We start from the raw sequence: 19,894 nt of genomic DNA on the forward strand, positions 1-19,894 counted from the left end.
GGCCCCACGGGCGATAAGGGTCCGGCACGCGGAGGAATCAGCGCCTCCAACGTGCCGGGCCCAGCGTCAGGTCGTTGTGATGGCGTTGGCAATCACCTCGCGCATGCCCGTCGGCGTGCGCCCGAGCAGCTTCCGCAGGGTGGGGTCGACGGCCGCGAACTCGCCAGCGCGGCTCGCGCGGTAGAGGCCAAGCGAGATGTCGACTCCGGGAGCGGGCATGCCGGACGCCTGGAGCTTCGCGCGCAGCTCGTCCTCTGACACGGTGCTTCGACGGAGCGGGCGCCCGAGGACGCTCGACGCCATGCCGCACAGCTCTTCGAAGTCGAACGCCTGCGCGGCCGTGAGCGGCGGCGTCGGGCCGTCGTACTGCCCCTCGTTCGCCAGGATGACGGCCGCTGCCTCCGCGAGGTCCGCGTGCGTGGTCCAGGAGACCTTTCCGTCCGCGGGCGCCTCGAAGACGCCTGTCTCCCGTCCTTTCGCCAGCAGGAGCATCGCGCTCGACGCGTAGAAGCCGTTGCGAAGCGCGGTCCACCGCAGACCGGAATCGCTCAGCAACTGCTCCGTCTCGGCATGGTCCAACATGGGGGGAAACGCCGACGAACGGCTCGCCGCCATGTGGCTGGTGTAGACGATGCGCCTGACGCCCGCGGACCGCGCGGCGTCGATGGCGGCGCGGTGCTGGGCGAGCGTGTCGCCGCCATACGCCCGCGCATTCGACGAGACGAGCAGGACCTGGGATGCCCCCTCGAAGGCCTGCGCGAGGCTCGCCGGGTCCGCGAAGTCACCGCGGCGCACCTGGATGCCACGCGCCGCCAGCTCCTGGGCCTTCCCCACGTCGCGGACGCTGACGGCGACCCGGTCCACCGGCACACGGGTGACGAGGCTCTCCACGATGAGACGGCCAAGCTGCCCCGTCGCTCCAGTCACCACAATCATCGAACGCCCCTTTGATTCCAGTGGAAACAGATTTTCGTTTCCATGGATAACATAGGGCCTGCTAGCGCCGATATCAACTCGACATTAGCGACGCTATCGGGCTGCGTGTTATCTCCGTCCCATGACGGACCGCGAGAAGTTCGCCGCCGATGACGCGGATGGCTCCGATGTGCGCGCGCGCATCATCGAGGCCGCCGCCGAGCTCATCTCCTCCGGAGGCCCGGATGCCGCGACCACGCGCGCCGTGGCCTCCGCCGCGGGGGTGCAGGCTCCGACGCTGTACCGGCTCTTCGGAGACAAGCGCGGCCTCCTGGCGGCCGTCATCGAGCATGAGATGACGCGCTACGTGTCGGCGAAGTCCAAGCGCAGGCCGCACCCGGACCCGCTCCAGGACTTTCGCGATGGCTGGGACATGCACGTCGCGTTCGGCCTCGGTCATCCCGGCCTGTTCGCGCTCATGAGCAGTGATCCTCAACTGTTGTCGCAATCGCCCGCCCAGGGCGACGGGGAGGCTGTCCTGCGGCGCCGCATCCGGAACATCGCGCTCGCGGGCAGGCTGCGGGTCAGTGAGGAGCGGGCGGTCGGCCTCGTGTCGGCGATGGGCACCGGGGCCGTGCTCACGCTCCTGGCCCAGCCCGAAGGCCAGCGCGACCTCGGGCTCGCTGACGCCGCGCGCGAGGCGGCCGTGGCCGCGATAACGAGCGAGGCGGTGACCCCGGCGAACGCGGAGGTCCGCGCGGTGGCCACGGCCCTGCGTGCGTCCGTCGCCCGGCTCCGTGTGCTCTCGAAGGGCGAAAGCCTGTTGTTGAGCGAGCTGCTCGAGCGCATCGCGGACGCAGAGTGACGAAGGAGTCCGGCGCGGCGTTCGACGCGGGGCCGCGGGCGCTCCTGCTGCGTCAAGGGAATGGCCTGGGTTAGGTTTCGCGCATGCGCGAGCTGCAATCGCACCGATGGATGTGGGGCAAGGCCATCCTCTTCGTCCTCATCGGCCTCGTGGCGTCCGCGCTCATCCTCATGGAGCTGCCGGACTGGCGGACCCTGGTGCTGCTCATCCTCGCCATCTGGGCTTCCTGCCGCGCCTACTACTTCGCCTTCTACGTCCTCGAAAAATACATCGACCCGTCGTTCCGCTTCTCGGGCCTCACCTCGGTCCTCCGCTATCTCCTCAAGAAGAGCCCCTGACCCCGGGCTCCTTGGGATGTGATTGGGAGCGGGTCATGCGTGTCAGGCGGAGCGCTGCTCTTCCGGAACGGCCTCGCCCACCTTGAGGTGCTTTCGCAGCCAGTGCGCCAGCGCGTCTGCCTTGTCCTGCTGGTAGAAACTGGTGATGGCTTCCTGGCGGACCTCGCCGTCGCCGGTGGAGAACTCGAGTGTGAGCTGGTAGCTGCCCACCTCTTTCGCCGGGGGCTTGCGAAGCTGGGGTTCGACGCGGAGTGACAGCACGTCGCTCCACCGGACGTCGAGCCGGTGCCTCCGTTTGAGGTACGGCGGCAGGGAGAGGCTTCGAGACCGGGCGATGAGGCGCAGGTCGTAGTGCCCGGCCCTCTCCCGCGCGCGCGACCACCGCCCGGCGTACACACCGCAGGCGATGACGACTGCCCAGGCCCCCACACCCACGGGAAGCGGTGCGTCGAGGCCCATGGTGCCCGCAGTGAGCAGGAAGCACACCACGGCGGAGCCAAACAGGACCAGGGACACCAGTGCCGCCGTCCACGGCCCTTCCAGCGTCACGCACTCGCTGCCGTCCTCGCGGGCGAAGGTGGACAAGAGCGGTGGCTCCGACTTCCAGGAACCCACCACTGCGCGGCCCAGCCAGAACGCAATCAGGTTGAAGGGAGTCATGAGCATGAACAGGAACAGCTCCGAGCTGTCCAGGCCCGCTTTCAGCACCGCCTCCGAGGGCTGCTCGGGCTGGTAGTAGACGGGGACGCTCGCCCCGACGGGGTAGCGTGCCATCTGCTCCTCCGCGACCCCGCGGTCTCCCGACATCGACTCGGTGATTTGGACGGTGCTGCCCTCATGGCTCTGCCCGTCGACGGAGTAGGTGTAGGCCAGCTTCAGGCCATGATTGGTGCTCTTGTTCGAGCGCACGGAAGTCACCTCGCTCCGGATGACGGTGCCCTGCACGGAGGGCCAGCTCGCCGTCCGTGCCTGTCTGACCAGGTTGGAGGCGGCGAGATAGTCGAAGGCCGCCGTCATGGTCACCCACGGCAACACGAACACGAGGAAAAAGAAGAGCGAGCCCAGGCGAGCAAACATGACCTCACTCTACAGGGATACTCCGGAACAAGAGGAGGCCCGTTGTCGCCGGGGGGGGGCCGCGTAACGCAACTGCAACCTCAACCTGGTTGCTTCTCCAGGTACTCCCGTACGCGCGCGAACGCATTCGGCTGCGTATAGACGTCACCCCGGCCGTTCAGGGCCGCGTCGCACACCACCCGAGCGACCTCCTCCGCCGTCTGTGTCGCGCCGCCGATGGCCGCGAGGACCTCGGCGGGGAGCTTCCCGCTGTCCATCATGCGCTGCCCCAGCGCGTTCTGGCCGAAGTCGGTCGCGATTCGCCCGGGGTAGACGACCACCACGCGGAGGTGAGGGTGCGAGCCCGCGAGCTCGATGCGGAACGCCTCGGAGAGCGACATCATCGCGGCCTTGGCCGCGGCGTAGGCGGCGCGCGGAGGGAGCGGGGTGCGGCCAAGAAGCGACGACACGTTCACGATGGCGCCCGTGCCACGCGCCTGGAGATGCGGCGTCACGACCTGCATGCCGTAGAGCACCGATTTCACGTTGTCGCGAATCATCGCGTCGACGTCGTCGTCGGTGATTTCGAGCAGCGGGCGGCCGATGCCTCGACCCACGTTGTTGATCCAGATGTCGACGCGGCCGAACTTCGCGACGGCCTCATCGAAGATGCGCCGCACGTCGTCGCGCTTCGTCACATCGGCGACGACGGCGTGGGCCTGGTTCCCACAGCGCCTGGCCACTTCTTCGAGCGGACCGGTGCGCCGAGCGGCCAGTACGACCGATGCGCCCCGTCGCGCGAGCTCCTCGGCGACAGCGGCTCCGACACCTCCACTCGCTCCAGTGACAACCACGACGCGGTCCGCGAAATCTCGAGGGCTCATGCTGTCCCTTGTACCCGCCGCCGCCGTCCTCCGATTGGAAGGACCGGACATCTTCACGGTTGCTCCGCGCCGGCTTGAACGGACGAGGTGCCCGCGCGAGAGTATGCGGGTGCCGCGCACGATCGACTCCGTCGCCTCGACGTTCTCTCTTTCCCGCTTCGTCGAAGACGCTCGCGTTGTCATGTCCGTCGCTGGACGCGCCCGCCAACTCGCACGGCTGCCCGACGGGAGAACGACCCTGGTCATTCGAATGTTCGACGAGGGGCGGCGCGGGGATGTGTGCGTCGCGGGCCCCCGAACGCGGGCGCTGTTCAAGAACGTCACCGGTGACGCACGCGCGGTCATCCTTCAGTTCAAGCCTGGCTGGTCGGCGCCGCTCCTGGGCGTGGGAGCGAGCGCGCTGACGGACCGCATCGTCCCGTTGGAAGACCTCTGGGGTCACTCAGGCAGTGACCTCTGCCATGCGCTCCTCGCGGCGCGGGGCCTGCCGGAGGTGCTTGACCGCCTCTCCCAGTCGATGGCCCTTCGCACCCGCCAGACCTTCGAACCTGCCTCGGCACGGCTGGCTCGCCGCGCGGTTCGCTTGCTCGAAGGCGACGAGGTTCGAGTGGAGCGCGTGGCGGCGCGACTTGGCGTCACGGCGCGGCATCTTCGTCGTGCCTTCACGGAGAGCATCGGCATCGGGCCCAAGGACTTCGCGCGGACGGTTCGCCTGCGGCGCGCCGTGAGGCTGGCGGAGACCTCGAAGGACTGGGGTCGCATCGCCGCGGAGGCGGGCTACTACGACCAGTCGCACCTCATCGCGGACTTCAGGGAGCTCATCGGGCTCACACCGGGAACCTTCCTGAAGCGCGCGGGCGAGCGGTTCGGCCCTGGCGAGGCGGAGGCCGGGTTCCACGACGCGGCAGGGAGATGAGCCTCACGCTCCAGCGGAGCGCAGCTCGTCCGGAGCGGTCTCACCCAGCTTGAGGTGCTTTCGCAGCCAGTGTTCCAGCGCTTCTGCCTCCTCCTGGCGGGAGAAATCCGCGATGGCTTCCTGGTGCTCCCCTCCGTGGGCGGTGGAAACCTCCAGGGTGAGTCGGTAGAGGCTCACGTCCTTCCCCTTGGGCGTGCGGAGCTGGGGGACGATGCGGAGCGCCAGCACGTCGCGCCACCGCAGGTCGAGCCGGTGCTTGCGTGCGGAGAAGGGCGGCAGGGAGAGGCTTTTCGCCTGGGCGTGGAGGCGCAGGTCATGGTGCCCGGCCTTCAGGCGTGCGCGCGCCTTTCGCGCGGCGAACACTCCGCAGGCGATGACGAGCCCCCAGGCCCCCACGCCCACGGGCAGCGGTGCGGAGAACCCGCCCGTGAGTCCCCCGAGCGCGAAGCACACGATTCCGGAGACTCCCAAGGCCAGGCTCGTCCTCCTGATGGGCGACGGTGCATCGAGCGTCACGCACTCGCTGCCCTCCTCCCGGAAGAAGGGAGACACGAGCGGCTCTGGCTTCGAGGGCCACATCATCAAGGCGCACAGCCAGAGCGCTATCAGGTTGAAGGGCATCAGACCCAAGAGCACGAACAGCTCCGAGCTATCCAGGCCCACCTCCAACACCGCCTCCGAGGATTGCCCTGGCCGGTAGTACACGGGCACGCTGGCGCCGACGGGGTAGCGCTTCACCAGCCGGAGGGCCAGCTCGTCACCTGTACCTGGCGCACCATGGTGGAGATGATGAAGGAGTCAGCGGTCCCCGTGAGGGCCGTCCACGGCAACACGAACACGAGAAACAAGCAGGACGAGCCCGGGCGAGAAGACATGGCCCCTGTCTACAGGGGACCGGGGCATCGGGTTTCGGCGAGGTGCTGGACGCCACCACGCGTCTTCGTTGACGCGCGCAGGGCCGTCAGCTCTGGGCCGTGGGCCGGATGAGAATCTCGCTGACGTCGACGTCAGCGGGTTGTTCGAGCGCGAAGGCGATGGCGCGGGCAATCGCCTCCGGAGGCATCGCGAGCTGCTCTCGAATCGTCTCGAGCTGAGCCTTCACCTCGGGGTTCGACACGTGCTCCGCGAAGTTCGTCCGGGTGACCCCCGGTGAGATGATGGTGACCCGCAGCTTGTCGCCCGCTTCCTGTCGCAGGCCCTCGGAGATGGCGCGCACGGCGAACTTCGTTCCGGCATAGACGGCCTGGTTCGGGACGATGCGATGTCCCGCCGAGGACGCGGTGTGGACGAAGTGCCCGAAGCCTTGCCGGCGGAAGAGCGGCAGCGCCGCGGCGATGCCATACAGGACACCCTTGATGTTGATGTCGACCATGTCCTCCCAGTCCTGGACGCGCAGGTCGTCGAGTGGAGAGATGGGCATGACCCCGGCGTTGCTGATGAGGACATCGAGCCTGCCGTATCGCTGGTTCGCCAGCTCGACGAGATGGGAGACGTCCTCGCGTCGCCTCACGTCCGTGCGCGCATGGAGGGCCTCTCCGCCAGTGCCCGTGATGTTCGCCGCGAGCGCTTCGAGGCGGTCGAGGCCTCGCGCGCCCAGGGCGAGCTTCGCGCCCCGCTGGGCGAGCAGCCGTGCTGTCGCCTCACCGATTCCACTGCTGGCGCCGGTGATGGCAACCACCTTCCCTTCGATTCCCGACATCTGGAGAGCCTCCTGCTTCAAGAGAGGAGGGATACGTAGGGCACGGGCGGAGGGCGGGCTTGGGCATTGTTGGCGGGAGATGCTCCGCCAAGAACGCCCAAGCGCCAGGCGCGGGCCGGGTTAGGTTTGGGGCGTGGGTTCTCCGCTGTCCATCCGCGCCTTCTTCCCTCCCGAAGTGCCGGGCCTGCGAGTGGTGCGCTACAGGACCGATGGGCGGCTGTGGCGTGCGGTGAAGGAGCGCTACTCGGTGATGATGACGTACGCCGGGCGAGCGGAGTGGACGTGTGATGGGGAGGTCCGCTACTCGACGCCGGGGACCCTCGATATCAAGCAGCGTGGAGACGTCTATCGAGACCTCCGTCGTGATGGGCCCGCGTGCTTCCAGGTGTTTGCCTTCGACGAGGCACTCGTCGCCGAGGCGCGAGAGCGAATGCGCCTGCCAGCCTCCTCCCGCCTGCTTCACGCCCAGCTCGCGAGAGAGCTCCCCGCCGCCGCGCCCTTCGTCCGGCTCCATGCCTTGTTCACCGACGAGGGGCCCAGGCCCTCCTCCAGCGCCCTGATGCTCCAGACCGCGGCCATCGAGGCGCTCTCGGCGCTGGTGGGCTGCTTCGGGGCGTCGCCCTCCGCTCCCATGCGGCACTCGAGTCGGTCTGTCCGCAGGGCGTTCGAGGTGTTGCATGCCTCCCTGGAGGAGGGCATCTCGCTGGACGCGCTGGCCGGACATGCGGGCCTGGACAAGTTCCATCTGTGTCGCGCGTTCCGCGAGGAGGTGGGGATGCCGCCCTACGCGTACCTCACCCACCTGCGCGTCTCCCGGGCCATGGGGCTCCTGACCCAAGGGAGGTCTCCCTCGTCCGTTGCTCCCCAGGTGGGGTTCTACGACCAGAGCCAGCTCAACAGGCACTTCAAGCGCATCGTCGGGCTCACGCCGGGACAGTTCGCGCGCTCCGTGCGGTGACGACCTGGTTCACCCGCGGCCGGACCCTGATGGCCCGGCCGCGAGTCATGACGCTGGTCCGTCAGGCACCGGGGCAGGTCGCGGGCTCCAGGTAGAAGCCTTCCCACGAGCCCGCGTCAGCGGGATTGCAGATGCCCCCGTTGCCGGCGTTGCCGCTCTGGATGGGCGCGGCGAGGGTGTTCTCCTTCCAGTTGCGCGCGGTGCCCGTCGACGCTTCGAAGCCATGGCGGTTGCGGCCGCCGTGGACGCCGCACGCGTGGCGGGTGAACGGCTCCGCCGTGCTGAGCGTGGCGTTCACGGTGAGCTGGTCCGCGACCACCGCCACGTACGCGCCGCTCGCTCCCTTGAGCTTGTACTTCGTGCCGCTCGTGACGAGCTCGAAGACCGCGCCACCCGCCTGGGTCGTGCTGATGGCGGCCACCTTGCCCGCCCCGTCGACGGTGAGCCAGTTGTCGCTGCGCTCGCTCTGGATGCGGAAGCAGCCCGCGGCGCTGGTCTCGATGCGGCACGTCGCATCGCAGCCATCGCCCGGCTGGGTGTTCCCATCGTCGCACTGCTCGCCGCTCTCGACGGTGCCGTTGCCGCACACGGGGCCGGTGCCGCCCCCAGGGCAGCTCACCGGTTCGAGGTAGAAGCCCTCCCAGGTGCCCGCATCGGCCGGGTTGCAGGCGCCGCCGTTGCCGCCGTCACCGCTCTGGATGGGCCCGTCCGGCGTCGTCTCCTTCCAATGCGGCGCGCTCCCCGCCGACGCCTGGAATCCAACCCGCGTGCGCGCGCCAAAGCCGCAGGGAATCTGGGTGAAGGACTCCCCGCTGGCGAAGTTGGCGCTCATGGCGAGCTGATTGGTCACCACCGTCAGGAACGCGTCTCCCGAGCCCTTGAGCTTGTACTTCGCGCCGTTCGGAACGAGCTGGAAGATCTGCCCTCCTGCCTGCGTCGCGCTGCCGGCGACGACCTTGCCCGCGACGTCGACGGTGAGCCACTTGTCGCTGCGCTCGCTTTGAATCTGGTAGCAGCTCCCGCCCGAAGTCTCCGTGAACGTGGCCGTGTAGGTGGCCGCGCTGGCGGGCGTGGTGAAGGCATGGATTCGCGCGCCGCCGTCGGACCACGAGGAGAACGCGTAGAACTTTCCGTTCGAGTACTGCGGCGACTCGGCGCCCACCGAGCGCATGACGCCGACCACGCCCGTCGTATCGTGCGGCGCGGCGAACGGTTGCCCGTCCATCAATACCTGGAGTCCGCTCGGCACGCTGGTCACCCTGAGCGGTACGGTGACGGGGTGGATGTCGCGATACACCGTGTGGGTGAGTCCGATGGAGTCGCGCACCGTGAGCATCAAGCGGTACCAGACATTGGCGGAGCTCTCGCCGATGTTGGGGATGGGCCAGCTTCCACTCGTGATGTCGGTGGTATCGGGCATGGCCGGATGCGTGTGGGTATCGTGATGGAAGGCGATGCTCCAGGTCATCGCGCTCGGCGGCAGCGCGCCATCCTCCAGGTCGCTGGCCGAGCCGGAGAATAGCAGGTCGGTCGCCGCGGTGTAGGTCGCGCCCACGGCCGGCGTCACAATCGTGGCCACCGGCGGTTTGTTGGACGTCACCGTCAGCACCGCCTCGGTGCTGGTGGCCGAGCCAATCCCGTTGGTCACGACCACCCGGAAGCGCGCGCCGTTGTCGGCGAGCTGCGCGGCGTTCAGCACGTAGCTCGTCGAAGTCGCACCGGCGATGTCCACGCCATTGCGCTGCCACCGATAGGTGAGCGGCGGCTCGCCGCTCGCGGACACCGTGAAGGTCGCCGGAGTGCCGACCGACACCAACGTGCTCGCCGGTTGCTGCGCGATGCTCGGCGGCAGCGAAGCCGTGTAGGCGATGCGACCCACCTGGCCCGCGTTGCGCGCCAGGTAGTAGAGGGCGCCGTCCGGCCCCACGTCGAGGTCCACCGGCCCCGGGACGGTCGTCGCGAACAGCGAGGTCGCGCCAGTGCTCGGGTTGATGCGGGAGATCCAATCGTTGGTGAAGTCCGCGTAGAAGTATTGGCCGACGTACGCGCTGGGAAACGCGGAGACCGGTGGGTTGTAGAAGGCCCCGCCGGCGATGCAGTTGCCGAAGGCCGTGCCGGAGCCATGTGGGTACGCGAAGAACGGCGGCGTGAGCCCCGGGCGGTTCGTGAAGTAGCCTTCCGTCATCGGCCAGCCGTAGTTGGCACCGGCCACGCCGCGGTTGATTTCCTCCCAGCCGCCTTCGCCCACGTCGTTGATGAACAGGATGCCCGTGCCGGGCTGGACGTCGAAGGTGAAGGGGTTGCGCAGCCCCATGGCCCAGGTCGCCTTGGCCAGCCCGGTGGCCGTCGCATAGAACGGATTGTCCGTGGGAATGGTGCCGTCCGAGTTGAAGCGCAGCATCTTCCCGAGGGGCGTATTCAGGCTCTGCGAGTTGGAAGAGACCGCGTTTTCTCCGACGGAGACGTAGAGCTTGCCGTCGAGGCCAAAGCGGACCGCGCCGCCGTTGTGATTGGCGGCGTCGAGCGTCGGAAGGTCGGCGAGCACCAGCTCGCTTCCGGGAACCACGACGTTGCCGTTGGCGGTGAAGCGGCTGACTCGATTGTGGATGCTGCCCGCGACGGACGTGTAATAGACATACAGATGATTGTTGCTGGCGAAGTTGGGGTCGAACGCGACGCCCATCAGCCCGCGCTCGTTGCCGGTGTCCACCGCGAGCGTCAAGAAGGGAGTCGCCAGGAGCTGGCCGTTCTGGACGATGCGCAGCGAGCCGTTCTTCTCCGAGACGAACAGGCGCCCGTCGGGCGCGAAGGTCATGGTCGTCGGCCCCGAGAGGCCACCGACGAAGACGGAGTCGGCGAAGTTGGCGTCTTGGACGACCGCGCCCGCGCGAGCATCCCCGAGCTCCGGTTTCTCCGGCGGCGACTCCATCGAGCAGCCCACGACGAGGGCGAGGACCGCGCACATGACGATGCGCGGACTGGGGCCCCACGCTCTGACACTCGTTCTCACCTGTGATTGCATCGCGGCTTCTCCCGGTTGAACAGGCTCACACGGCCCAGGGACTGCGTGAGCGCTGGTGGTGGTGCTGTCCGGTTTTACATCGAAAACCTGTTTGTCTGAGCGACATATCAAGTCTCTCAATTCTTGGATGTAAGGGCGCGTGCACTTAGACAGGCGGTTCCGTCGTGTGCTGCTGGAACCTTGAACCCAAGGAAGAAGGCGAGTGATGCGAAGGGCTCTGTCACGAGCAGGTGACAGAGTCATGTCTGCCCGACGAGAGGTTCGAGGGCGTCCATCCCAATCGGACGTACATCCTCGCCACGGGCAGCTCACACAAGGTGATGAAGGACAAGGAGCAGGTGGCTCTTGATGCCATCATGGCAATCATTGACCGCTCCAGCAGACAAGAGCCGGACACGCTCGACGGTGGAGTGAGTCCTTGCCTGGCTCCAGCAGGTCTGGGCGCGGGGCGTCACTCCCACGCGGACAACAGGTCGAAGTCCTTGGCGGAGAAGCGGCCTGTCTCCAGGCCATTGGTCACCCACGCGGCCTCGAGCCGCAGCGACTCACGCAGGTTCCGGTAGGCCTGGACGTCGCTGAGACTGGGGGCCACGCCGCCGCCGATGTCATCCACTGTCTCGGGTGTCGTCCACATCCGGTCCCCTGGCTTCCGGTCGAACATGAAGTTGTGGTTGTGGACGTGGGCCACCAGCCTGAAGCCGCGCGCGATGTCCTGGGCCACCCGCTCCGTCACCTCTGACCGGAGCTTTCCTCCCACGTGGTCCGCGCCGGAGAAATAGACGCGCACCCGTTCCGGGCCGCGCAGGACGTAGGCGTGGAACTCGGTGGGGTGCTCCAGCATGGGGAAGCGCCGGGCCTGCCGTTGGAAGAGCCTCCACTCCAGGCAGGAGCTGGGGCCGACCGCGCCGGCGCTCCCGTCGAGCACGCGGGCGCTGTTCTCCGCCTCGCGCCGGGCGACGTCCTTCCGGGCCGCGAAGCGCGCCTGCGAGCGCTCCAGGAGGGCGCGCTGCACGAGCGCGGGTTCGCCGAGCCGGGTGCGCAGGGCCTCCCGGTAGCGCTGGCGCTCCGCGTCCTCGGGCGCGTCCGCCCACCACGCGGGGGTGTCGGGAAAGTCGAAGACCTCATGCCGCTCGCCGGGAAGGGGCTTCCCCTCCACCGCGATGACCTCCGTGGGCTGCTCGGTGAGCTCGCAAGGCATCTGCGCGGCCGTGGGGTGGCTCGTTCGACATGCGGGGGCCGACAGTCCGAGGAGGAGGGCGGCTCCGAAGCAGAGGTGTCTTCGCATGAGCGCGAGCATACGGGGGCCTCCGATTCCACACGTCAGGGACGGAATGCGTCCGCGAAGCGCTCGGAGATGATGAGGTCCGAGCCGGCGCCGCTGGACTGGATGAAGTCGCCGGGCGCGGCTCCGTTCAGCCGCGGCTCGACCCGGTAGGGAGGAAGCCACGTCCGCATCCCAACGACGCCCCCGCACTCCTGGCACCGCTTCGCATCCGGCAACCCATACCCCTCCAGTTGAGGGGAGGGGCCCGTGGCTGGACTCTCGCCAAAGAAATGTGGACCCCTCATGGTGGAGAGTCCTGCCGGCCGCGCGTACCTTGGGACCATCAACGCCGCGCGAATCGCGGCCACCCCAGGAGTCGACATGAAGACGGTGCTCATCACGGGTTGTTCCTCTGGCTACGGACTCGAGACCGCGCGCTACTTCCACGAGAAGGGCTGGAACGTGGTCGCCACCATGCGCACGCCGCGCGAGGACGTCCTCCCGCGTTCGGACCGGCTGCGCGTGGTGCCGCTCGACGTGACGAAGCCCGAGAGCATCGCCGCGGCGCTGGAGGCGAGCGGGCCCATCGACGTGCTCGTCAACAACGCGGGCCTCGGGCTGATGGGTGCCTTCGAGGCCACGCCGATGGCCACGGTGCGCGACGTGTTCGAGACCAACGTCTTCGGGGTGATGGCGATGACGCAGGCGGTGCTGCCCCAGTTTCGCGCACGCAAGTCGGGCGTGGTCGTGAACGTGACGTCCAGCGCGACGCTGGCGCCGATGCCACTGGTGGCCGTGTACACCGCGAGCAAGGTGGCCATCGAGGGATTCACCGCGTCGCTCGCGTTCGAGCTCGAAGCCTTCAACCTGCGCGTGAAACTCGTCGAGCCGGGCTATGGCCCGAGCACCCGCTTCACGAGCAACGGAAGCGCCCGCATGGAGGGGCTGTTCCCCGAGCCGTACGCGCCTTTCGCGCAGCGCATCTTCGCCGCCTTCGGGCAGCCGGCGGCGGTGACGCGCGAGTCCGACGTGGCCGAAGGCGTCTGGCTCGCCGCGAACGACACGTCGGGGACGCTCCGTTTCCCAGCGGGGCCCGACGCGGTCGCGCTGGCCCGGTCGGCGTGAGCGGGCCTGGCGCGGGTGCGTCAGCCGGCGTGGACCGGGGCTACTCGAACACCCTGGGCCGCTTGGGCCAGTAGATGTGGAACGCCGCCCCGGCTCCCAGCGTGGACTCCACGGCCACGCGCCCACCTCGCGTCTCGACGATCTTCTTCACCACCGACAGGCCAATCCCCGTTCCCTCGACCTTGTCGCGCGCTTCCAGGGTCTGGAAGATGCCCCAGATGCGGTCGTGGAACTGCGGATCGATTCCAGGGCCGTTGTCCTTCACCGTGAAGTCGTGGAAGGCCCCCGCGTCGGTGCAGGTGACCTCGATGCGTGAGTCCGTCCTTCCCGCATGCTTGAGGGCGTTGCTCATCAGGTTCATGAACACCTGCTGGAGCGGCACCCGTTCCGCCTGGAGCGTGGGCATCCCCGCGCCGACGACGATGGTCGCTTCGGCGGGGGGCGCGAGGAGGTCGCGGCTCTCCATCAGCAGCACCCTCACGTCCACCGTCTCCAGCTTCTCGCGAATCCGGCTGACGCGCGAATAGCTCAGGATGCCGTTGATCAACGCCTCCATCCGGTGAACGCGCCCCCGCAGGAGGCGCATCTGCCCGCGCGTCTCCTCGGTCATCGTGTCCGCGAGCCCTTCTTCAATCCACTCCGACAGGCTGGAGATGCCGCGCAGCGGGGCCTTCAGGTCGTGCGACGCGACGTAGGCGAACTGGTCGAGGTCCTGGTTGGTGATCTCCAGCTCTTCGCGGAGCCGCTCCGCGCGCTGGCGGGCGCGGACCTGGTCGGTCACCTCGAAGGCGACCACCGCGATGCCTTCGACTGTTCCGGAGGAGTCATAGATGGGCTGGTAGATGAAGTTGAAGAAGCAGTCCTGGACCACGCCCTGGCGCAGGACCGGGACCTGCAACTCGTTCCCGAAGAACGGCTCTCCAGTCAGGTACACCCGGTCGAGCAACGGAACAATCTGCTCATGCAGTTCGGGCAGTGCCTCGCGCACGGGCTTGCCCGCGATGTCGCGATCTCCGATGAGCTGGACGTAGCGCGGATTCGCGAACTCGAAGACATGGTCGCGCCCGCGCATGACGCAGATGCCCGCCGGGGCCTGCATGAACAGAGACTCCAGGCGCGAGCGCTGCCGCTCGGCCTCCGCGAGCGCGGCCTGCTCCCGGGCAAGCAGCAGCGTCCGCTCGTCCTCGACGCGTTTGCGCTCGATGCCGACCGCGATGGAGTTGGCCACGGATGCCAGGACGACCATCGTCTCCGGAGCGAGCGCCTTCTTCGAGAACAGCGCCAGCACCCCCGTCAGATTGCCGTCGACGATGAGCGGATGGCCGGCGAAGGACCGCATCCCCTCGTGCGCCGCCCAGGCGGGGTCGCCCACGCGCGGGTCGTTCAGCACGTCATTCGTGAGGTGCGGCTCGCGGGTCTGGGCAATCTCCAGGACGCCGACTGGCACCCCGCCGTGTGCGCCCTCCAGAGAGGTATCGAGTCCGGCACTCGCCTGGAGCTCGAGCATGCCCCCCGGCGGGTCGAGCACCCAGATGCGGGCGAAGGCCGCGTCCACGTGTGTCACGAGCGCCTCACAGCACCGCCGGAGCTGCTCGTGAAGCGAGGCCAGGCTGGTCAGCGCCGCGCCGATGTCCGCTCCGAGCTGCGCATGTCGCGTATTCGCGCGGGCCTCTTCATAGACCTTCGCGCTCGACAAGGTCGTCGCGATGTGACCGGCGGCGAGGTCGAAGAAGTCCCGGTAGGCGTCATCCAGCAGGCGGCGCGGGCTGACGCCCATCACGACGAAGCCCTGGAGCGAGTTCTCTCCCGAGCGGAACAGCGGGTGCACCATGGCCTCCCGGGCCGGCTCCGGCCACCCACCCCCAGGCCAGGGTCCGAGCGGCTCGGAGCAGGCCACGCGCACGGGGCGCTGCGTGCGGGCGACCTCGGCGAAGGGCCAGAGGCCGACTTCCCCCTCTCTGAGTTCGATTCGCGCGGGGCTCGAAGGTCCACCCTCCTCGAGGCCCAGGGTGGCCGCGAGGCGCACCTCCGTTTCATTGGGCTCGAGCAGGTACATCAGCGCGAACGACACGTCGTGCTGTCCCGTGGAGAGCGTCCGCATCGACTGCGCGCAGGCCTCCTCCACGGTGGCGGTCGGCGCCGCGGCCGTCTGTGCCCCCAGGGCGCGCAGGAGCCGGAGCCGTCGCTCGCTCAAGAGCCGCGGCGTCGTCTCGGCACAGGCACAGAAGATTCCTCCGACACTCCCATCCTCGTTCCAGAGGGGCGCATAGGAGAACGTGAAGTAGGTCTCTTCCAGGTACCCGTTGCGCGTCATCATCAACGGGAAGTCTTCCGACCAGGTCGCCTTGCCGGTGGCGCGCACCCCTTCGAGCATCGGGCCGATGACGTCCCAGATCTCCCCCCAGCACTCGCGCCCGGGGCGGCCCAGGAACTGGGGGTGCTTGTGCACGCCGAGGATGGGGCGATAGGCGTCGTTGTAGAAACGCGCGAACTCGGGCCCCCACCAGATTTCGATGGGATGGCGCGAGGCCAGGCAGATGCTGACCGCCGTGCGCAGGCTCTGCGGCCACTCTTCCACGGGGCCCACCGGGCAGCTCGCCCAGTCGAACTCCCGCATCCGGCGGGCCATCTCTCCATCCCCCGCGAGAAAGGGGGCGTCGAGGGAGGGCGCCGCTTCCGCGAGGACGTCGCTGTGATTCATGTCTCGCATCGCTGGGTATCGCACTTCCGCCCGGCCACCGTGGCGCGGTGGCGGCTCAGGGCATCTCCACCAGGGTCCAGTACTTGTTGAGCGTGGCCATCACCTCCACGAAGCTGATGAACGTCACCGGCTTGAGCAGGTAGCCCGCGACATTGAGGTTGTAGGCGTCAATCTTGTCGCGCTCGTTGGCCGACGTAGTCAGCACCACCACCGAGGTCGCCTTCAGCTCCGGGTCCGCGCGCAGGGCCCGCAGGAACTCGATGCCGTTCATCTTCGGCAGGTTGAGGTCCAGCAGCACCAGCCGGCGCCCTTCGGGGACCGTCCCGTTGCGCAGCGCCTCCAACCCCTCGAGCCCGTTGGAGGCCACGTAGAGCGGGTTGGCGATGTGGTTCTTCTGGAAGGCCCGGCGGACGTTCATCACGTCCACCTCGTCATCCTCGATGAGGAGGATGTTCAGGGTCTTGTCGTTCTTGTCGCCGACCATGGGTGCGTCATCCAGTCCTGTTGAGCCCGCGGGGGGCGCGCCTCGATTCGGGGGGCCCGAGGGGGCACCCTTCTAGCGTCCACCGTTTTGTCCCTGGCAACGTCTCGAGCCGTCCTGTTCCCTTCCTGACAGGTGCCGTGGAGCCCTGCCCGGCCGATGGGTGACCGGGCCGGCGAGCGCCTCCGGGCGCTTGTGCTCCGAGGGGGCTCGGGAGCCATTGTTCAAGACTCAACCCGCGCTCCGCACGAAACCCGCGAAGCCCACCGCATCCCATGCCTTAACTTGAGTGCCGTCGTGTGACGGATGTATCGCGGTGAGCCGCCGCGGCCCGCGCCAGATATCTCTTCATGGATGACTCCCAGAAGTCGAAGGACCAGCTCCTCGCGGAAGTCCAAGCCCTCCGCGAAGCGTTGCAGCGGAACAATGCCGACCTCGAGCAATTCGCCTATGTGGCCAGCCACGACCTCAAGGCCCCCTTGCGTGGCATCTCCAACCTGGCCCAGTGGCTCGAGGAGGACCTGACTCCCCAGCTCGGGGCCGAGTCGCGCCGACAGTTCGGGTTGCTGCGGGGGCGCGTGCGACGGCTGGAGACCCTGCTCGAGGGGCTTCTCGAATACAGCCGCGCGACGCGCTGGCGCCATGCACCCGAGCCGGTGGACGTCGGTGCCTTGCTTCAGGCGTTGATGGCGCAGCTCACGGCCGGGAGTCCGGCCCGGCTGGACCTCGGTCCGGCGATGCCCATCCTCACCACCGAGCGGCTTCCGCTCCAACAGGTCTTGATGAACCTCCTCTCCAACGCCGCGAAGCATGCGCGCCGCGACGACCTCCGGGTGCGGGTCGAGGTGGTGGGCGTGAGGGGCGTCCCCCAGTTCCGGGTGACGGACAATGGTCAGGGCATCGCGTCCCAGCATCACGAGAAGATCTGGAGCCCGTTCCAGACGCTCGTCGCACGCGACCAGGTCGAGGGGGCTGGAATGGGGTTGTGCGTGGTGAAGCGAATCGTCGAGAGCCGGGGAGGTCAGGTGGGCGTCGTGTCGGACCTGGGCCATGGCGCCACCTTCCACTTCACCTGGCCTGACGCGAGGAGGGAGTGACATGAGCGATGACTCGGCTCCTCCCACGTCCCTGGACGTTCCGGACGCGAACGAGACGCTCAAGCTGCTGCTCGTTGACGACGACGAGGTGGACCGGCTCCTGGTCCAGCGGCTCCTGTCCAAGGGAGGGCTCGCCGCGGAGGTGGTGGAGGCCACCAGCGGGCGCGAGGCCCTGGAGTGCCTGAAGGCGCAGTCCTTCGACGTCATCCTCCTGGACTTCCACCTGCCGGCGGAAGACGGGCTCTGGGTTCTTCGCGAACTGGGAAGGATGGGGCCCCACTCGCCCATCATCGTCCTCACGGGGCAGGGGAGCGAACAGACGGCCGTGGAGCTGATGAAGGCGGGGGCTTCCGACTACATCTCGAAGGCGAAGCTGTCCGCCGAGCACCTGACGCAGAGCCTGCGGCAGGCCATGCGGTTGCACATGGCGGAGCAGCAGCACCGGGCGCTCGCCGAGGCGCTGCCGCAGATTGTCTGGACGGCTGGAGCGGACGGCATTCCCGACTACTTCAACCGACGCTGGTACGACTACACCGGCCTGCGCGCCTTGGGGACGCAGGCCGGCGGCGCGCGCGTGGACGTGCCACCGCCCGACGTCTTCCACGCGGAGGACCTCCCAGGCTGCATCGCCCGGTGGCGGGAGTGCCTCCTGTCGGGCGCCGCGTTCGAGAGCGAGTTCCGCATCCGGCGCCACGCGGATGCCACCTTCCGCTGGCATCTCGTCCAGGCGCTGCCGCTGCGCAATGCCCATGGTCGCATCATCCAGTGGTTGGGGACGTGCACCGACATCGATGACCAGAAGCGCGCCTCGGAGACCCTGAGCTTCATGGCGGAGGCGAGCGCCCTGTTGACCGCCTCGCTGGAGATGTCCGTCACGCTCGAGCGACTCTCGACGCTGCTCATCCCCCGGCTGGGTGACTGGTGCGCCGTCTATCTCCAGGAGGACGACGGGCCCATCCGCCAGGTGATGGTCGCCCACGCGGATGCCTCGCGCGTGCCGCGCTTGCGCGAGCTGCACCGGACGCATCCTCCCCTGGCCACGGCGGACCGCGGCCCTGCCCGGGTGCTGCGCACGGGGGAGCCCGAGCTGGTGTCCGAGCCCACCGACGAGGTGGTCCAGGAGGCGCTGGGCCCGCTGGACAGGCCAGGCTCCGACGAGCAGCTCCGGCCGGGCTCGTGGATGGTCGTTCCCCTGTGGGCGCAGCGGCGGGTCTTCGGGGCCCTGCAGATCTGCGCCCTCGGGCCCGGACGCCGCTACACCGCGAGGGACCTGGCGCTGGTGCAGGAGTTGGCGCGTCGGGCGGAGATCGCCATCGACAATGCCCGGCTCTTCGAGATGGCCAAGGCCGAGCACACGATGGCCGAGCAGGCCAACCGCGCGAAGGATGAGTTCCTCGCCGCCGTCTCCCACGAGCTGCGCACCCCGCTGATGGCCATGCTGGGCTGGACGCGGATGCTGCGCTCGGGGCAACTGGCTCCGGAGAAACACGGACGCGCGCTGGAGGCCGTGGAGCGCAACACCATGGTGCAGACCCAGCTCATCGAGGACCTGCTCGACGTCTCGAGGATCATCACGGGCAAGATGCGCCTGGAGGTCCGGCCGGTGAATCCCCGCGAGCTCATCGAGGCCGCGCTGGATTCGGTGCGCCATGCGGCCGAGACGAAGGGCGTGTCGCTGCACGCGGAGCTGGACCCGGACACCGGGCCCATCAGCGGTGACGCCGACCGTCTCCAGCAGATGGTCTGGAACCTGCTCTCCAATGCCATCAAGTTCACGGCCCGGGGCGGTCAGGTCACCGCGAGCCTTCGGCGGGTGGAGGATGCCGTGGTCATCGAGGTGCGGGACAACGGCCAGGGCATCCCCAAGGCCTTCCTGACGCACATCTTCGAGCGCTTCTGGCAGGCCGACGGCGGCTCCACCCGGAAGCACGGGGGGCTGGGGTTGGGACTGGCCATCGTGCGGCACCTCACGGAGTTGCATGGAGGTGTCATCGAGGCCTTCAGCGAGGGAGAGGGGCAGGGCGCGCGCTTCAGCCTGAGGTTGCCGGTGGCGACGGCGTCACAGCTCCGGGGAAGCGTGCCCGCGCTCCATGCCACGGCGCGTCTGGGCGCGCCGCCGCTGCCCATCACCGTGCTGGAGGGGCTGCGGGTGCTGGTGGTGGACGATGAGCCCGATGCCCGGGAGCTGCTCTCCGTCATGTTGGAGAGCCGCATGGCCCAGGTCGTCACCGCGGCCAGTGCCCGGGAGGGATTGGAGCAACTGCGGCGGTTCCAGCCCCAGGTCGTCCTGTCGGACATCGGGATGCCTGGAGAGGATGGGTACTCCTTCATCCGCAGGCTGCGCGCGTTGCCTCCGGAGCAAGGAGGGCAGACGCCGGCCATCGCGCTGACGGCCTTCGCGCGGATGGAGGACCGCGCCCGGGCGCTGCTCGCGGGATTCCAGATGCACGTGGCCAAGCCCATCGAGCCCGCGGAGCTGGTGGGCGTGCTGGCCGCGCTGACCGGACGCACGGCCCCATGGGGCGAGCGTGTGCGAAACACCCCCGCCTGAGCGGGTGGCCGCACGGGGTCTG

18 protein-coding genes are annotated in these 19,894 nt (G+C 68.5%); 7 read left to right on the forward strand and 11 right to left on the reverse strand.

Translation table 11 applies throughout. The features are described from left to right. Positions 1 to 66 precede the first annotated feature (66 nt). Positions 67 to 936: an SDR family oxidoreductase gene (locus G4D83_RS21035; RefSeq protein WP_163866603.1), complete on the reverse strand. Its 870-nt coding sequence runs from the start codon at positions 934 to 936 to the stop codon at positions 67 to 69. A 121-nt stretch (positions 937 to 1,057) separates the two neighbouring features. Between G4D83_RS21035 and G4D83_RS21040 the strand changes: the two genes are divergently transcribed. Further along, positions 1,058 to 1,780 carry a TetR/AcrR family transcriptional regulator gene (locus G4D83_RS21040; RefSeq protein ID WP_163866604.1) on the forward strand — a complete coding sequence of 241 codons (723 nt, stop codon included), beginning with the start codon at positions 1,058 to 1,060 and terminating at the stop codon, positions 1,778 to 1,780. Positions 1,781 to 1,863: 83 nt separating this feature from the next. Next, a complete protein-coding gene (locus tag G4D83_RS21045) occupies positions 1,864 to 2,118 on the forward strand; it encodes a hypothetical protein (protein WP_163866605.1) in 255 nt (84 codons plus the stop codon). A gap of 42 nt (positions 2,119 to 2,160) precedes the next feature. Here the strand turns inward: G4D83_RS21045 and G4D83_RS21050 are convergent, their stop codons facing one another. Continuing rightward, positions 2,161 to 3,195, reverse strand: coding sequence for a DUF3592 domain-containing protein (locus G4D83_RS21050; RefSeq protein ID WP_163866606.1), 1,035 nt, complete (start codon positions 3,193 to 3,195; stop codon positions 2,161 to 2,163). A gap of 80 nt (positions 3,196 to 3,275) precedes the next feature. Continuing rightward, entirely contained in the window at positions 3,276 to 4,058 is a 783-nt protein-coding gene (locus G4D83_RS21055) for an SDR family oxidoreductase (RefSeq protein ID WP_163866607.1), read from the reverse strand. Positions 4,059 to 4,161: 103 nt separating this feature from the next. On the opposite strand from G4D83_RS21055, the gene G4D83_RS21060 reads away from it, so the two are divergent. After that, positions 4,162 to 4,974, forward strand: coding sequence for a helix-turn-helix domain-containing protein (locus G4D83_RS21060; RefSeq protein WP_338041935.1), 813 nt, complete (start codon positions 4,162 to 4,164; stop codon positions 4,972 to 4,974). Positions 4,975 to 4,977: 3 nt separating this feature from the next. Here the strand turns inward: G4D83_RS21060 and G4D83_RS21065 are convergent, their stop codons facing one another. The 3 genes from G4D83_RS21065 to G4D83_RS21070 form a co-directional block, all read right to left on the reverse strand. Beyond that, entirely contained in the window at positions 4,978 to 5,712 is a 735-nt protein-coding gene (locus G4D83_RS21065; protein WP_240356462.1) for a DUF3592 domain-containing protein, read from the reverse strand. Next, positions 5,709 to 5,849 carry a hypothetical protein gene (locus tag G4D83_RS46240; RefSeq protein ID WP_240356463.1) on the reverse strand — a complete coding sequence of 47 codons (141 nt, stop codon included), beginning with the start codon at positions 5,847 to 5,849 and terminating at the stop codon, positions 5,709 to 5,711. The genes G4D83_RS21065 and G4D83_RS46240 overlap by 4 nt, the downstream gene beginning before the upstream one ends. A gap of 86 nt (positions 5,850 to 5,935) precedes the next feature. Further along, positions 5,936 to 6,673, reverse strand: a complete 738-nt coding sequence (locus G4D83_RS21070) for an SDR family oxidoreductase (RefSeq protein WP_163866609.1) — start codon at positions 6,671 to 6,673, stop codon at positions 5,936 to 5,938. A 133-nt stretch (positions 6,674 to 6,806) separates the two neighbouring features. Between G4D83_RS21070 and G4D83_RS21075 the strand changes: the two genes are divergently transcribed. After that, entirely contained in the window at positions 6,807 to 7,631 is an 825-nt protein-coding gene (locus G4D83_RS21075) for a helix-turn-helix domain-containing protein (protein ID WP_163866610.1), read from the forward strand. A 61-nt stretch (positions 7,632 to 7,692) separates the two neighbouring features. Here G4D83_RS21075 and G4D83_RS21080 read toward each other — a convergent pair whose 3' ends face one another. The 3 genes from G4D83_RS21080 to G4D83_RS46875 all read right to left on the reverse strand — a co-directional run bounded on the left by G4D83_RS21080 (position 7,693) and on the right by G4D83_RS46875 (position 12,108). Then, complete coding sequence (locus tag G4D83_RS21080) at positions 7,693 to 10,596, reverse strand: PQQ-dependent sugar dehydrogenase (RefSeq protein ID WP_240356464.1); 2,904 nt, start codon at positions 10,594 to 10,596, stop codon at positions 7,693 to 7,695. 508 nt (positions 10,597 to 11,104) lie between these two features. Continuing rightward, positions 11,105 to 11,851, reverse strand: coding sequence for a hypothetical protein (locus G4D83_RS21085; RefSeq protein ID WP_163866612.1), 747 nt, complete (start codon positions 11,849 to 11,851; stop codon positions 11,105 to 11,107). A 122-nt stretch (positions 11,852 to 11,973) separates the two neighbouring features. Then, a complete protein-coding gene (locus tag G4D83_RS46875) occupies positions 11,974 to 12,108 on the reverse strand; it encodes a hypothetical protein (RefSeq protein ID WP_255203130.1) in 135 nt (44 codons plus the stop codon). Between the two features lie 190 nt (positions 12,109 to 12,298). On the opposite strand from G4D83_RS46875, the gene G4D83_RS21090 reads away from it, so the two are divergent. Further along, a complete protein-coding gene (locus G4D83_RS21090; RefSeq protein WP_163866613.1) occupies positions 12,299 to 13,042 on the forward strand; it encodes an SDR family oxidoreductase in 744 nt (247 codons plus the stop codon). Positions 13,043 to 13,082: 40 nt separating this feature from the next. On the opposite strand, the gene G4D83_RS21095 is transcribed toward G4D83_RS21090, so the two are convergent. Next, positions 13,083 to 15,743, reverse strand: coding sequence for a GAF domain-containing protein (locus tag G4D83_RS21095; RefSeq protein ID WP_163866614.1), 2,661 nt, complete (start codon positions 15,741 to 15,743; stop codon positions 13,083 to 13,085). Between the two features lie 55 nt (positions 15,744 to 15,798). Next, on the reverse strand, positions 15,799 to 16,227 hold the full coding sequence (locus G4D83_RS21100; RefSeq protein WP_163866615.1) for a response regulator: 429 nt from the start codon (positions 16,225 to 16,227) through the stop codon (positions 15,799 to 15,801). Between the two features lie 347 nt (positions 16,228 to 16,574). On the opposite strand from G4D83_RS21100, the gene G4D83_RS21105 reads away from it, so the two are divergent. Next, positions 16,575 to 17,321, forward strand: coding sequence for a sensor histidine kinase (locus G4D83_RS21105; RefSeq protein ID WP_163866616.1), 747 nt, complete (start codon positions 16,575 to 16,577; stop codon positions 17,319 to 17,321). 1 nt (position 17,322) lies between these two features. Then, positions 17,323 to 19,872, forward strand: a complete 2,550-nt coding sequence (locus G4D83_RS21110) for a response regulator (protein WP_163866617.1) — start codon at positions 17,323 to 17,325, stop codon at positions 19,870 to 19,872. Positions 19,873 to 19,894 lie beyond the last annotated feature (22 nt).

It is taken from the genome of Myxococcus eversor (assembly GCF_010894455.1).
Taxonomy (GTDB): Bacteria; Myxococcota; Myxococcia; order Myxococcales; family Myxococcaceae; genus Myxococcus; species Myxococcus eversor.